General features: G+C 74.5%; 10 protein-coding genes, 2 pseudogenes and 1 riboswitch. Of the genes and pseudogenes, 5 read left to right on the top strand and 7 right to left on the bottom strand.

Features of this window, described 5'->3' with window-relative positions; translation table 11 throughout:
- Positions 1 to 46 precede the first annotated feature (46 nt).
- The 5 genes from FIC82_RS16050 to FIC82_RS16030 all read left to right on the top strand — a co-directional run bounded on the left by FIC82_RS16050 (position 47) and on the right by FIC82_RS16030 (position 5,529).
- Positions 47 to 565: a GNAT family N-acetyltransferase gene (locus FIC82_RS16050; protein WP_154799169.1), complete on the top strand. Its 519-nt coding sequence runs from the start codon at positions 47 to 49 to the stop codon at positions 563 to 565.
- Positions 566 to 596: 31 nt separating this feature from the next.
- A riboswitch (ZMP/ZTP riboswitch) is annotated at positions 597 to 707 on the top strand.
- An 81-nt stretch (positions 708 to 788) separates the two neighbouring features.
- Positions 789 to 2,078: a serine hydroxymethyltransferase gene (gene glyA / locus FIC82_RS16045; protein WP_154799168.1), complete on the top strand. Its 1,290-nt coding sequence runs from the start codon at positions 789 to 791 to the stop codon at positions 2,076 to 2,078.
- Between the two features lie 112 nt (positions 2,079 to 2,190).
- A complete protein-coding gene (locus FIC82_RS16040; RefSeq protein ID WP_154799167.1) occupies positions 2,191 to 3,072 on the top strand; it encodes a bifunctional methylenetetrahydrofolate dehydrogenase/methenyltetrahydrofolate cyclohydrolase in 882 nt (293 codons plus the stop codon).
- Positions 3,073 to 3,192: 120 nt separating this feature from the next.
- Positions 3,193 to 4,623 carry an MFS transporter gene (locus tag FIC82_RS16035; RefSeq protein WP_154799166.1) on the top strand — a complete coding sequence of 477 codons (1,431 nt, stop codon included), beginning with the start codon at positions 3,193 to 3,195 and terminating at the stop codon, positions 4,621 to 4,623.
- A gap of 102 nt (positions 4,624 to 4,725) precedes the next feature.
- Positions 4,726 to 5,529, top strand: a complete 804-nt coding sequence (locus FIC82_RS16030) for an exodeoxyribonuclease III (protein WP_154799165.1) — start codon at positions 4,726 to 4,728, stop codon at positions 5,527 to 5,529.
- A 94-nt stretch (positions 5,530 to 5,623) separates the two neighbouring features.
- Here FIC82_RS16030 and galK read toward each other — a convergent pair.
- The 7 genes and pseudogenes from galK to FIC82_RS16000 form a co-directional block, all read right to left on the bottom strand.
- Positions 5,624 to 6,784, bottom strand: a pseudogene (gene galK, locus FIC82_RS16025) (galactokinase); the annotation flags it as partial.
- A 156-nt stretch (positions 6,785 to 6,940) separates the two neighbouring features.
- A pseudogene (gene galT / locus FIC82_RS21110) lies at positions 6,941 to 8,143 on the bottom strand (galactose-1-phosphate uridylyltransferase); the annotation flags it as partial.
- Positions 8,144 to 8,193: 50 nt separating this feature from the next.
- On the bottom strand, positions 8,194 to 8,967 hold the full coding sequence (locus FIC82_RS16020) for a DeoR/GlpR family DNA-binding transcription regulator (RefSeq protein ID WP_154799163.1): 774 nt from the start codon (positions 8,965 to 8,967) through the stop codon (positions 8,194 to 8,196).
- 127 nt (positions 8,968 to 9,094) lie between these two features.
- Positions 9,095 to 10,327: an ABC transporter permease gene (locus tag FIC82_RS16015; RefSeq protein WP_154800422.1), complete on the bottom strand. Its 1,233-nt coding sequence runs from the start codon at positions 10,325 to 10,327 to the stop codon at positions 9,095 to 9,097.
- Positions 10,328 to 10,395: 68 nt separating this feature from the next.
- A complete protein-coding gene (locus tag FIC82_RS16010; RefSeq protein WP_168732324.1) occupies positions 10,396 to 11,082 on the bottom strand; it encodes an ABC transporter ATP-binding protein in 687 nt (228 codons plus the stop codon).
- Positions 11,083 to 11,204: 122 nt separating this feature from the next.
- Positions 11,205 to 12,782: an efflux RND transporter periplasmic adaptor subunit gene (locus FIC82_RS16005; protein ID WP_253691226.1), complete on the bottom strand. Its 1,578-nt coding sequence runs from the start codon at positions 12,780 to 12,782 to the stop codon at positions 11,205 to 11,207.
- Positions 12,779 to 13,750, bottom strand: coding sequence for a hypothetical protein (locus FIC82_RS16000; protein WP_154799162.1), 972 nt, complete (start codon positions 13,748 to 13,750; stop codon positions 12,779 to 12,781). The genes FIC82_RS16005 and FIC82_RS16000 overlap by 4 nt, the downstream gene beginning before the upstream one ends.
- Between the last annotated feature and the right edge of the window lie 52 nt (positions 13,751 to 13,802).

Below are 13,802 nucleotides of genomic sequence, written 5' to 3'. Positions count from 1 at the left end.
CCGGACACGCGCGGTCGCGCCGCGCGATGTCTGACACGATGTCTTCATGAACGACGCGCAGATCACGACCCGCCTCGTCGACGACGCCGAGGCCGGTGAGCTCCTGACCCTGCGGCGGGCGGCGTTCGTCACCGAGGCGCAGCTCTACCAGGACCCCAACATCCCCCCGCTGACCCAGACCCTCCACGAGCTGCGCGACGACCTCGCGCGCGAGGACGTCGTGACGATCGGCGCGTGGCTCGGGCCTCGCCTCGTGGGCTCGGTCCGCGTCGAGATCGAGGACAGCAAGGCGACGCTCGGCCGGCTCGCGGTCGCACCGGACATGCAGGGCCGCGGCATCGGGACGCAGATGCTCCTCGAGGTGCTGCCGTACCTCCCGGAGCAGACCACGGAGATCTGGGTCTTCACGGGCAAGGACTCCAAGCAGAACCTCGCCATGTACACCAAGCACGGCTACGAGGAGCAGTACGACAAGGCCGCCGGCGACCTCACCTACACCTACCTGCGCCGCATCCTCGGCGAGGCCGAGGCCCGCAACGCGTCCGACGCCGTCGGGCAGGAGTAGCCCGGCACCGCCCGCGGGCCGTGCGCTAGGATCGACGCGTCGCGACTGGCGCCGCCCGGTGGAACTCCGCCCGGGCAGGGTGGATCACCACCGGGGAGCGACACGCTGTGCAGACGACGGGTCGTTCGCCTGGGCCCCGGGTCACCCCCTGGTGGGGCGTACCCGGCGAGCCGGGAACGTGACCACCGACGACACACTGCCAAGCACCCGCGGAGGAGACGCCATGAGCGCCCAGCCAGCCGACAACGTCCTCGACACCCCGCTCGCCGAGCTCGACCCCGAGATCGCGGCCGTCCTCGACGGGGAGCTCGCGCGCCAGCGCGACACCCTCGAGATGATCGCGTCCGAGAACTTCGTCCCGCGCGCCGTCCTGCAGGCGCAGGGCTCCGTGCTCACCAACAAGTACGCCGAGGGCTACCCGGGCCGCCGCTACTACGGCGGCTGCGAGCAGGTCGACGTCGCGGAGAACCTCGCGATCGCCCGCGCCAAGGACCTGTTCGGTGCCGAGCACGCCAACGTCCAGCCGCACTCGGGCGCCACGGCCAACGCCGCCGTGCTGCACGCGCTCATCAACAAGGGCGACAAGATCCTCGGCCTGGAGCTGGCCCACGGCGGCCACCTCACGCACGGCATGAAGATCAACTTCTCCGGCAAGCTCTACGACGTCTCCGCGTACGGCGTGGACCCGCAGTCCTACCGCATCGAGATGGACGAGGTCCGCAAGCAGGCGCTCGAGACGCGCCCCGACGTCATCATCGGCGGCTGGTCCGCGTACCCCCGCCATCTCGACTTCGCGGCGTTCCGCGAGATCGCGGACGAGGTCGGCGCGAAGCTCTGGGTGGACATGGCGCACTTCGCGGGCCTCGTGGCCGCGGGCCTGCACCCGTCCCCGGTGCCGTACGCGGACGTCGTGTCCTCCACGGTGCACAAGACGATCGGCGGCCCGCGCTCCGGCTTCATCCTGAGCAAGGAGGAGTACGCCAAGAAGATCGACTCCGCCGTGTTCCCGGGCCAGCAGGGCGGCCCGCTCATGCACGTCGTCGCCGCCAAGGCCGTGTCGTTCAAGATCGCGGGCTCGGACGACTTCCGCGACCGCCAGGAGCGCACGCTGCGCGGCGCGAGCATCATCGCCGACCGCCTCGCCCAGGCCGACGTGGCCGAGGCCGGTGTCTCCGTCCTCACGGGCGGCACCGACGTCCACCTCGTGCTCGTCGACCTGCGCCACTCCGCGCTCGACGGCCAGCAGGCCGAGGACCTCCTGCACGAGGTCGGCATCACCGTGAACCGCAACGCGGTGCCGTTCGACCCGCGCCCGCCGCGCGTCACGTCCGGCCTGCGCATCGGCACGCCCGCGCTCGCGACCCGCGGCTTCGGCGACGCCGAGTTCACCGAGGTCGCCGAGGTCATCGCCGCGACCCTCAAGGCCGGCGCAGCGTCGGACGTGGACGCGCTGCGCGCCCGCGTGCGCAAGCTCACGGCCGACTTCCCCCTCTACCCGGGCCTGTCCCAGTAGGTCGACCCCGACCGCTGAGTGCGGGGTATTCGTCGCCGGCCGACCGGAACCGCGACGAATACCCCGCACTCAGCGGTCTCTCCGGCCCCGTCAGACCCACGAGGAGACCCACATGACCGCACAGATCCTGGACGGCAAGGCGACTGCCGCCGCCATCAAGTCCGAGCTCAAGGAACGCCTCGCGGTCCTCGCCGGGAAGGGCGTCGTGCCCGGGCTGGGCACGCTCCTGGTCGGCGACGACCCGGGCTCGCAGTGGTACGTCGCGGGCAAGCACCGCGACTGCGCCGAGGTCGGGCTGTCGTCGATCCGCGAGGACCTGCCCGGCGACGCGACGCAGGAAGAGATCGAGGCCGCCGTCCGCCGCCTCAACGAGGACCCGGCCTGCACGGGGTACATCGTGCAGCTGCCGCTCCCGAAGGGCATCGACACCAACCGCGTGCTCGAGCTCATCGACCCGGCCAAGGACGCGGACGGGCTGCACCCGACGAACCTCGGCCGCCTCGTCCTCCGCGTCAACGAGGAGGTCACGTCGCCGCTGCCGTGCACGCCGCGCGGGATCATCGAGCTCATCGAGCGGCACGGGATCTCCCTCGCGGGCAAGGAGGTCGTGGTCGTGGGGCGCGGCGTGACCGTCGGCCGCTCGATCGGCCTGCTGCTCACGCGCCGCGCCGTCAACGCGACCGTGACGCTCACGCACACCGGGACGACGGACCTCGCCGAGCTCGTGCGCCGCGCCGACGTCGTCGTCGCGGCCGCGGGCGTGCAGGGCATCGTCACGCGCGACATGGTCAAGCCGGGCGCCGTCGTCATCGACGTCGGCGTCTCGCGCGAGGTCGACCCGGAGACCGGCAAGAGCCGGGTCGTCGGGGACGCCGCGCCCGACGTCGCCGAGGTCGCGGGCTGGATCTCGCCGAACCCCGGCGGGGTCGGGCCCATGACGCGCGCGATGCTCCTCGCGAACGTCGTCGACGCGGCGGAGCGCGCCTCCGCCTGATCCGAGGAACGGGCGCCACCCCACCCTCCTTCGGCATCTCACCTTCTGCGCGCCGTCCGTCCGTCGACCTCACCGCCGTGCCGCGGACCGAGCACGACGCGTGAGCGCTAGTCTGCGCGGGTGACGGAGCGCATCGCGACGACGGCGGCGTACGCCGTGCAGGGCTTCGGGTTCGCCGTGGTGCTGACGAGCATCCCCGGGTACAAGGACCGGCTCGGCATGGGGGACGACGTCGTCACGCTCGTGGTGCTGGGCGTGTGCGTCCTCGCCGGGCTGGGCAGCGCGCTGTCCGGCGTCGTCGCCGCTGTTCGCGGTGCGCGCGCCGTGGTGGTGGGCGGCCTGCTGCTCGCCGCCCTCGCGGTCGCCGGCATCGGGCTCGCGCCGTCCTGGCCCGCCTTCTTCGTGGCGATCGGGTTGTACGGGCTCGCGCTCGGCGCGGTCGACGCCGCGATGAACATGCTCGGGATCGACGTCGAGCGCGCGCACGGCCGCAGCCTGCTCGCGTCGTTCTACGCGGCCAACGCGGCCGGGGGAGTGCTCGGTGCGCTCGCCGTGTCGGGCAGCGCGCTCGTCGCGCTCGGCCAGCCGGTCGCGCTCCCGCTCGTCGCGCTGCTCGTGGCCGCGGGCGCCGTCTTGCTCGCGCTGCGGCTTCCCGACGGCGGCTCGGCGGCCCGCGCGGCCGCGCACCCGGGCGCGGCGGCGTCGGGTGCGGCGGCGTCGGCCGCAGAGCTGCCGAGTGGGGAACGGCCGGGTCCGGAGCCGGCCGGGCCGACGGATGACGCCCGACGCCTGGCCCTGCCCGGGACCGCGTGGGTGGCCGGGGGGACGATCGCGCTGCTCGGCGCGGGGATGCTCGCGTTCCCTGTCGCGGACTCGGCCGTCTCGAGCTGGAGCGCGACGTTCCTGCGCGACGTCCTCGCGGCGAGCGCGGTGGCCGCGCCCCTCGGGTACGCGGCCTACCAGGCGGCGCTCATCGTGTCGCGGCTCGTCGGGGACGGTCTCGTCGAGCGACTCGGCCGGGTGCGGGTCGTGCGGCTGGGAGGCACGCTCGGCGCCCTCGGGTTCGTCGCGGTGGCCGTGGCTCCCGCCTGGCCGGTCGCCGTGCTCGGGCTGGCGGCGACCGGGCTCGGGCTCGGGGTCGTCGCGCCGCTCGCGTTCTCGGCGATCGGGGACCGCGCCCGCGAGGCGGTCGCGGCGGTCTCGGTGGGCGCCGAGGCCGCGGCCTCGGGCGGGCGCGTCGAGGACGCGGTCGGGGACGGTGTCGTCGAGGACGTGCTCGTCGACGCGGAGACGGGCGCGGCACCGGTCGAGCCTCCCGCCGTGGTCGTCGCGACGGTCACGGACCGCGCGGTCGCGCGCCTCAACGTCTTCACCTACGCGGGCGCTGTGCTCGGCGGCGTGCTCACGGGCGTGTTCGCGACCGCCCACCACCTCCGGCTCGGGTTCGTCGTCCTCGCCGTGCTCGCCGCTGTGTCGGCGGTCCTCGCCGGCGCGTTCAGGCCCGCCCGCGTCGCCCCCCTGAGCGTGAGCGAGACCACGCCTCCTGCGTGACGCCGGGGACCCGTCCTGTCGGTGGCGTGTGATGGGATGGCCGGCGTGCCGCGACCGTCCTGGCGGCCGCGCGCGACCGTCACCGAGGGAGGACGAGCCCACTTGCTCACCATCGCCACCGCCAACGTCAACGGGATCCGCGCCGCGTACCGCCGCGGGATGGACGCCTGGATCGCGTCCCGGACGCCCGACGTCCTGCTGCTCCAGGAGGTCCGAGCGCCCGACTCGGTCGTCAACGACCTCCTCGACGGGTGGCACGTCGCGCACCAGGCGTGCGACGTCAAGGGCCGGGCGGGCGTCGCGGTCGCGTCGCGGCTCCCCGTCTCCGCCGTGCGCGTCGGGCTGGGTGCCGGCGAGCCGGAGCCGCCCGTCGACACGGGCCGCTGGGTCGAGGCAGACCTCGAGCTGCCCGACGGCGGCCGCGTCACGGTGGTCTCGGCGTACATCCACTCCGGCACCGTGAGCCAGCCCGAGACGATGGTCGCGAAGTACGCCTACCTCGAGAAGGTCACCGCCCGGCTGCGCGAGCTCGCGGCCACGGGGGAGAAGGTCGTGCTCGCGGGCGACCTCAACATCGCCCACCGCAACGTCGACATCAAGAACTGGAAGGGCAACCTCAAGAGCGCCGGCTTCCTCCCGGAGGAGCGCGCCTACGTCGACACCTGGCTCGACCAGGTCGGTCTCGTCGACCTCGGCCGCGTCCACGGCGGCGAGGGCCCCGGCCCGTTCACCTGGTGGTCGTGGCGGGGCCGCGCGTTCGACAACGACTCCGGCTGGCGCATCGACTACCAGCTCGCCACGCCGTCGCTCGCCGAGCGCGCGGTCAAGGTCGAGGTCGACCGCGCGCCGTCGCACGACGAGCGCTGGAGCGACCACGCCCCCCTCGTGATCACCTACGACATCTGAGCCGTTCCGCCCCCGCCGAGCACGACATGAGGGTCGTGAGATGCCGCATGACGACCCTCATGTCGTGTTCGGCGGCGTGTGGTGTCTGCTCGGGTCAGGCGACGCGCTCGGCCGGCGCGGACGGCGTCGCGAGGAGGAAGCCGGGCGCACCGAGGCCCTCGCGCTCGAACGCCGTGCGGACGGCGTCGGCCACGGCCTCGACCTGGTCGGTGCGGACGAGCGCGATCGCGGAGCCGCCGAACCCGCCGCCGGTCATGCGCGCCCCGAGGGCGCCGGCGACGCGCGCGGCGTCCACGGCGACGTCGAGCTCGACGCTCGACACCTCGTAGTCGTCGCGCAGCGACGCGTGGGACGCGTTCATGAGCGGCCCGACCGCGTCGGGGCGGCCGTCGCGCAGGAGCGCGACGAGGTCGCGCACGCGGCCGATCTCCGTCACGACGTGGCGCACCCGGCGGCGTGCGACGTCGTCGGGCAGCTTCTCCAGGGCGACGTCGAGCGCGCCCGCGGGGTCGTCCCGCGTCGCGACGTCGTCCGCGAGCTCGCGCAGGGAGTCCAGGCCGAGCGTGCGGGCCGCGTCCTCGCACGTGGCCCGGCGTGCGGCGTACTGGCCGTCGACCAGCTGGTGCTCGGCTCGCGTGTCGACGACGAGCAGGGCGAGGCCCACGGCATCGAGGTCGAACGGCACCTGCTCGGCGGACTCGACGGGGTCGAGTCCCGGGCGGCAGTCGAGGAGGAGCGCCTGGCCCGCCTGCGCGCGCAGCGACGCGGACTGGTCCATGCCGCCCGTGGGCGCTCCGGCGATCTCGTTCTCGGCGCGGATGCTCGCCGCGGCCAGGGTGGCGCGTCCCCCGTCGGTCGCGGCGAGGCCCAGCCCCGCGACGTCGTCGAGCGCGACCGCCACGGAGCACTCGAGCGCGGCGGACGACGACAGGCCGGCCCCGAAGGGGACGCTCGAGTCGACGGCCGCGTCGAAGCCGGTGATCGCGGCGGGGTCCGCGCCCTGGGCGACGAGGTGCCCGCGCAGGGCCCAGGCGACGCCGACGACGTACGACCCCCACCCGGCGACCGTGCCGGGAGCGACGTCGTCGAGCGTCGTCGTCCAGGTCTCGCCGGGCGCCTGGGCGGACGCGAGCCGGACGACGGAGTCCGTGCGCGGGCGCAGCGCGACGTACGTGCGGTGGGGGAGCGCGATCGGCAGGCACAGGCCCGCGTTGTAGTCGGTGTGCTCGCCGATGAGGTTCACGCGGCCGGGCGCCGCCCAGACGTCGACCTCGCCCGGGTGGTCGCCGGACGGCTCGTCCCCGGGTCCGGGGTCGGCCTTGCCGAACGCCGCCGCGAAGACCGCGCGCGCCCGGGCCGCACCGTCGTCGTCGGACCACGAGGGGACCCACCCGCGCGCGGCGCCGGAGGGCGCGAGCTCCTGGAGCCGCGCCGCGATCCGCTCGGGCGTGGTGTCGCTGATCCACGCGCCCATGCCCGACTCGGACCCGGCGAGGTACTTGAGCTTGCCCGGCGCACGCAGGACGGAGAAGACCTGCAGGTGCAGCCGGGCGAGGGTCACGTCGTCCGTGCCGCCGTCGGCGACCGAGCGTCCCTCGTGCGCGGGCGCCTGGTGCCACGCGGCGATGTACGGGAGCGGGATGGGGTCGCCGTCGGCGGTCTCGAAGAAGCGGTCGAGGCGACGCAGGAGCTCGAGGTAGGCGGTGGCGAGGTCGTCGCGCTCGGCGTCGGCGAGCGCGGGCAGGTCGGGCACGTCGCGGCGCGGGGCGAGGTGGACCTCGACGGGCCAGCGGGCCGCGAAGGGGACGTAGGCGACCCAGTGCTCGGTCTCGAGGACGACGCGGCGCCCGTCCGCGAGCTCGGAGTCGAGGACGTCGCGCAGGAGGTTGCGGCCGGTGCGGTCGTGGTGCGCACGCGCCTCGTCGAGCAGCGCGCGCGTGCGGGGCGTGACGTACGGGTAGCCGTAGATCTGACCGTGCGGGTGGTGCAGCGTGACGCCGATCTCCTGGCCCCGGTTCTCGAAGCAGAAGACCTGCTCGACGCCCGGCTCCGCCCCGAGCGCGGCGGTGCGGTCGGCCCACGCGTCGATGATCGTGCGCACGCGCTGCGGGGACAGGGCGCCGAACGACGTGCGGTGGTCGCTCGAGAAGCACACGACCTCGCACCGGCCTGCCGCCGGGGCGTGGACCTGGAGCGGCGCGTCCTCGACGACGCCGTCGGGCGTGCCGGGCACGCGCTGCAGGGAGGGGAAGCGGTTCTCGAAGACGACGACGTCGTAGTCGGTGTCGGGGACCTCGCCGTCCGAGTACGCGGCCCCGGGCCGGGCCGGGCACAGCGGGCACGAGTCGGCGGCGGGGAGGAACGTGCGGTTCATCCGGTGCGCGGCGAGGGGCACCCAGTCGCCCGTGAGCGGGTCGCGGCGCATCTCGGGCCCGACGTACGGGTGCGGCGTCCCGTCCGGGCCGGGGACCGGGACGAACCGGTCGGCGAGCGGCCGGGGGTCGTCGAGCCGACGTGAGCGCTCACCTGAGACGTACTCGGGAGAGTCGTCGAAGTAGACGAGCTCGCGGCCGTCGGCGAGGCGGGTCGAGGTGCGGCGCAGGTGCGGGTTCATGCGTACGTGGTTCCGATCGCGGTGCTGGGGTGAAGAGTCCGGGGCGGCCGTCAGGCGACGACGAGCCGCTCGACGAGGTCCTGGACGCGGGTGCGCTGGTCGTCGGGGAGGCCGGCGTCGGTGACGAGGACGTCCACGTCGGCGAACGTCGCGAACACGCGCAGGCCGGTCGTGTGCCACTTCGTGTGGTCGGCGAGCACGACCGTGCGGCCGGCGGAGTCGATGAGGGCACGGTTGGTCGCGGCCTCGTCGAGGTTCGGCGTCGTGAGCCCGATGTCCGGGTCGACGCCGTGCGCCCCGACGAACGCCAGGTCGACGCGCAGCCCGGAGATCGCCGCCTCGGCGAGCGGGCCCACGAGCGCGTCGGACGGCGTACGGCTCCCGCCGGTGAGGATCGTCTCGAGGCGGGGGTCGTTCGCGCGGTGCAGGACCTCCGCGACGGGGAGGGAGTTCGTGACCACGGTGAGCGGTCGCAGCGCGGTGTCGGCGGCGATGCGGGCGGCGAGCAGGTGCGTCGTCGTCCCGGCGCTCAGCGCGATCGACGCGTTCGGCGTGACGAGGCGGGCCGCGGCCGTCGCGATGGCCTCCTTCTCCGCGGCCTCGCGCGAGCTCTTGGCGGCGAACCCGGGCTCGTGGGCGGTGGTGTGGGGAGCGACGGCGCCCCCGTGGACCTTGCGCACGAGACCCTGGTCGGCGAGCTCCACGAGGTCGCGACGGATCGTCATGTCCGAGACGCCGAGCTCTCGGGTCAGGTCGCCGATGCGTACCGCTCCGTGGTCGCGGATCTCGGCGAGGATGCGGTCCTGGCGCTGGGTGGCGAGCATGTGACCAGTATTGTCTACGTCGCCGAAAAATCCAACATGATCGCACACGACTCAACATAACGCCGCGGCACCGGCGCCCCGCGGGTCGCCCGACCGGGACGGCGTCCCCGGCCGGGCGACCGGACGGTCAGGTCCCGCCGCGCAGCGCCGCGATCGGCTCGATCGCGGCGGCCTTGAGGGCCGGGTACGTCCCGGCGAGCAGCCCGACGACGCCCCCCAGGAGCGCCGCCCCGACGGCCATGCGGACGTCGAGGATCGGCGTCCACTCCTGCACGACCGAGACGACCACCACCGCCAGCACCCCGAGAGAGGAGCCCACGAGCCCGCCGAGGAGCCCGACGACGACCGACTCCACGACGAACTGCGCACCGATGTCGCGACGCGTCGCACCCAGGGCGCGTCGCAGCCCGATCTCGCCGACCCGTTCCATGACCGAGAGCAGCGTGATGTTGGCGATCCCCACCCCGCCGACGAGGAGCGCGATGCCGCCCAGCGCGAGGAAGATCGCGTTGACGTCGGCCTGGACGTTCTCCCGCAGCGCTGAGCCCGACGTCGGCGCCTTGACGACGAACCCCTCGGGCGCGTTCGGGTCGAGCGCGACCGGCGCCTGCCGGGCGACGACGCGCCCCGCGCCGGTCGCGATCCGCACCTGGAGCTCCTCGGGCGGGCCGACGCCGAAGTCCGCGCGCGCCGTCCCCGCCGGGAGGATCACGGCGTCGAGCAGGTCGGTGCGCCGCTGCACGTCGTCGACGATGCCCATCACCGTGTACGACCGCTCGCCGACGAACACGGACGGCTGACGGTCCACCCGGTTGATCCCGAGCCGCTCGGCCGCGCGCGCGCCGAGGACGGCGACCCGGACCGCGCGCGCGTCGTGCCCGGCGTCGAAGAACCGACCGGTGACGACGTCGCCCCGCACGGCGCCCAGGAGCCCCGGCGTGGCGGCGACGACGTCCGGGCTCGCCTGGGCGGCGACCGACGGGTCGTTGACCGGGACCGCCGTGACCGTGGCGCCACCGACGTCGACCGGTGCGACGGCGCCCGCCTGCTCGACGCCCGCGAGCCGCAGCACGCGCTCGGGGCCGTCCCACGGGAGCTGCGCGACGGCGCGCTCCTCGCCCGACATGAGCATCGACGTCTTGGGCTCGACGACCACCTGCGTCGCCGCCACCGCGTCGAACTGCTTGCTGATCTGCCCGGCGGCCGTCTGCGCGAGACCGACCGTGACGACGACCGACGCGATCCCGAGGACCGTCCCGAGCACGGTGAGGAAGAGCCGGCCGGGCCGCGCGGCGATCCCGTGCGCTGCCTCGGCGAACAGGTCGCGCGCGCCGAAGCGGTCGCGGCCGCGCACGCGCAGCCGCGTGCCGCGTCGGAGGTCGCCCTCGCCGCGTCGGCGGGCGTGCCGGACCCGCGCCCACGGCGCCCTCACCGGTCCAGCTCCTCGAGCCGGCCGTCCGCGATCCGCACGCGACGCTGGGCGCGCGCCGAGACGACCGGGTCGTGCGTGATGACGGCGAGCGTGAGCCCGTCGGCGTGGAGCTCGTCGAAGAGGTCCATGACCTCCGCCGAGTTCGTCGAGTCGAGGTTGCCCGTGGGCTCGTCCGCGAGCAGCAGGTGCGGCGCGGCGACGATCGCCCGGGCCACCGCGACCCGCTGCCGCTCGCCCCCCGAGAGGGTCGTGGGGTGGAACGTCGTCCGGTGCGTGAGGTGCACGCGCTCCAGCGCGGACCGTGCCCGCTCCTCCCGCTCGCCGCGCGGCACCCCGCTGTACAGGGTCGCGAGCAGCACGTTGTCCAGCACCGTGCGGCGCGGGAGCAGGTGGAACGACTGGAAGACGAAGCCGATCCGGCCACCGCGCAGGCCCGAGCGCACCGACTCCGACGCGCTCCCCGTGGGGACGCCGTCGAGCAGGTACTCGCCCGACGTCGGGCGGTCGAGCAGCCCCAGGATGTTGAGCAGCGTCGACTTGCCCGAGCCGGACGGGCCGATGATCGAGACGTACTCCCCGGGGTCCACGCGCAGGCTCACCTGCCGCAGCGCGTCGACCCGTGGCGGTCCCGGGAAGCTCCGCGACACGTCGACGAGGTCGACCACCGCGGCGGGAACGCCCACGGGGCCCGGGCCGGCCGACGACGCCTGGCCATGGCTGCCCGGGGCGGCGGAGACGGTGCGCGCGGGTACCGCGTCGGAGCCGCCGCCGGGGTCGGTCCCCGGGAGCCCCAGCTCGGTCCAGGTCACTCGCCGACCACCACCAGGTCGCCCTCGTCGAGCTCGCCGTCGGCCGAGACGATCTCGACGAAGCCCTCGGCCGCGAGGCCGGTCTCGACGTCCACGAGCTCCGTCGTCGCGTCCTGCCCCGACCCGCGTCGCACCTCCACGCGCGACTCGCCTCCCGGCCCCGCGGTGAGGGCCGCGAGCGGGACGGCGAGCACCTCGCCCCCGGTCGAGCTCACCGGGACGCGCACGCGCACGTTCTGTCCCTGCAGGGCCGTGACCTGCTCGGGCGTGAGGGCGTCGGGCGCGAGCGTCACCGTGTACCGTCCGGCGCCCCCCTGCTCGTCCCCCTGGCCCTCCTGCTCGCCGTCCTTCGACGCCGCCGCGGGCCCGACGGCGGTCACCGTTGCCGTCGCCTCGGTGTCGTCCGGCAGCGTGAGCGTCGCCGTGGCGCCGACCTCGAGCAGCTCCGCGTCCGACGCGGACGCGGACGCCTCGAGCACCAGCGTCGCCCCGGACACGGAGAGGACCGGGCCCTCGACCGTGCCGCCGCGCTCGACGAGCACCTCGTCGACCCGGCGCGGCAGCCCGGCGAGGAACAGCACCTCGCTCACGGGCAGCGCGGTGAGCGTCTGCGTGCGTGCCTCCTCGAGCGCCTGCTGCGCGTCGCCGAGCTGGCGGCGAGCGGACTCCACGCCCGCGCTCTCCGCCGCCGTCTCGCGCGGCCGGTCGAGCTCCGCACGCTGCGCCTGGGCGAGCCGGAGCTCGTCCTGCGCCCCCGCGACGTCGCCACCGTCGGCCTGCGCCGCGGCGACCGCACGCTCGGCCGCGCGCACCGCGTTGTCCGCCTGGAGCTTCTCCACGTCGCTCGCCCCCGACTGCGCCGCGGTCAGGGCGGCGCGCGCGCCGTCGAGCGCGTCCTCGGCCGCGCGGACGCCCTCGCGCGCGCTCGAGACCGCGAGCGCGGCCTCCTCCTCGGCCGACGGGGCCGGGTAGCCCACCTGCGCGTAGAGCTTCTCGACGGCGGTGGCGGTCGCGGCGTCGTACAGGTCGCTGTCGGCACGGCCCGGGTCGATGCCCACGGCGGACAGCGCCGCCTTCAGCTGCAGCACGTCGGGCCCGGAGACGCCGACGCGGAGCGACCGGTAGGCGGGCAGCTCCCCGGGGAGCACGATCACGGGACGCCCGGCGATCTCCAGGGCGACGTTCGCGGGGCCGAGCTCCGCACCCACCTCGGGGACCTGACCCGTGACGACCGCGGGGCCGCCCAGGTCGCCGGTCTCGATCTTCACCGACACGGCGTCGTCGTACGTCGCGTCCGCGCGCAGGGTCACGTCGTTGTCGAGCGCCCGGCGCTCGACCGGCACCGTGATGGGGCCGGCCTGCGGGGGCTCGGCGTCGGCCGCCGCCTGGGCGGGGGAGACGACGAGGCGACTCACCACGATCCCCGCGACGAGGCTGAGGACCGCGACCCCCGCGACGAACCACACGAGGCGGTGCCCGGTGAGCGCGAGCCTGCGGCGCTCGCGCGGCCCGTCCTCCCCGGGTGGCTCCGTCCCGGGCTCCGGGGTGCGCAGGAGCGTGTCGTCGGCGGTCACTTCTGCGCCTCGGTCAGGAGGTCGCGGACGACCTCCATCTCCGCGCGGTGCTCCTCGACGAACGCCCCCTCGAGCTCGCGCTGGACGTCGAGCTGGACCTTCTCGTAGCCGACCTCCTCCTTGCACGCCAGGTCGGCGACGGCCGTGTCGCGCTCGAGGTCCTGCGCCTCCTGGATGGTCTCCTCGCTCGGGCCCTCCGGGTCGGTGCCCTCCCAGAGACCGTTCGAGCGCTCCATCATGTCGTCCATGGCCTCCTGCGGGGTGGTGTACCCGGCGAAGCCCGCGTCGGCCATGCACGCCGACCACGCGGTGTCCGCCTCCTTGAGGCGCGGGTCGGCGGCGATGTCCTCGTAGAGCTGGGTCGTCGCCTCGTTGAACGAGACCATCTCGGCGCTCTCGTAGAGCGCGTTCTGGTCGCCGCGCACCTCGAGCTCTGCGGCGCCCTGGCACCCGGCGGTCGCCGGGTCGTACTCCGGCATCTCGGCGTCCTCGTCGTACTCCATGAACGCCTGCTCCCCGTAGAGCGCCTCGTAGTACGCCGTCTGCTCGGACTCCGACATGGCCTCGACGTACTCCTGGTTCGGGTCCACCCAGGCGTCCATCGCGGCCTGCTCCTCCTCCGAGGGCTCCTGGTAGACGGAGAATCCGTACCCGTACTCGGCCGCGTACTTCTCGGGGTCCTGCTCGTCGGTGGAGGTCGTGTACGACATGGCCGACTGGTCGACCGGCTGGTATTCGAAGCCCTGCTCGACCATGCAGCGGGCCATGGCCTCCTCGATCTCCATCTGCTCGGCCTGGGCCGTCTCCTCGTCCCAGTCCCCGTAGACGTCGGCGAAGAACTCGGTGAGCGGTCCGTCGGTCGAGGCGTCCGTCGCGGCGTCGTCACCCCCGCACGCCGCGAGGGCGAGCGTGCTGACCAGCAGCAGCGCGGTCGAGGTGGTGCGAAGGGCGGTGACTCGTCGTGCCATGTCGTGCATCCCCTGTTCGTGGCAGTTGTCGTCGTGCTGTCGATGTGCAGTC

It is taken from the genome of Cellulosimicrobium protaetiae (genome assembly GCF_009708005.2).
Classification (GTDB): Bacteria; Actinomycetota; Actinomycetes; order Actinomycetales; family Cellulomonadaceae; genus Cellulosimicrobium; species Cellulosimicrobium protaetiae.
The sequence above is the reverse complement of the archived record's forward strand: the minus strand, read 5'-3'. Positions and strand labels throughout refer to the sequence as shown.

Coding starts and splice junctions, on each gene's coding strand:
- FIC82_RS16050 (WP_154799169.1), top strand. CDS start 47: ATGAACGACGCGCAGATCACGACCCGCCTCGTCGACGACGCCGAGGCC.
- glyA (WP_154799168.1), top strand. CDS start 789: ATGAGCGCCCAGCCAGCCGACAACGTCCTCGACACCCCGCTCGCCGAG.
- FIC82_RS16040 (WP_154799167.1), top strand. CDS start 2,191: ATGACCGCACAGATCCTGGACGGCAAGGCGACTGCCGCCGCCATCAAG.
- FIC82_RS16020 (WP_154799163.1), bottom strand. CDS start 8,967: ATGCTCGCCACCCAGCGCCAGGACCGCATCCTCGCCGAGATCCGCGAC.
- FIC82_RS16000 (WP_154799162.1), bottom strand. CDS start 13,750: ATGGCACGACGAGTCACCGCCCTTCGCACCACCTCGACCGCGCTGCTG.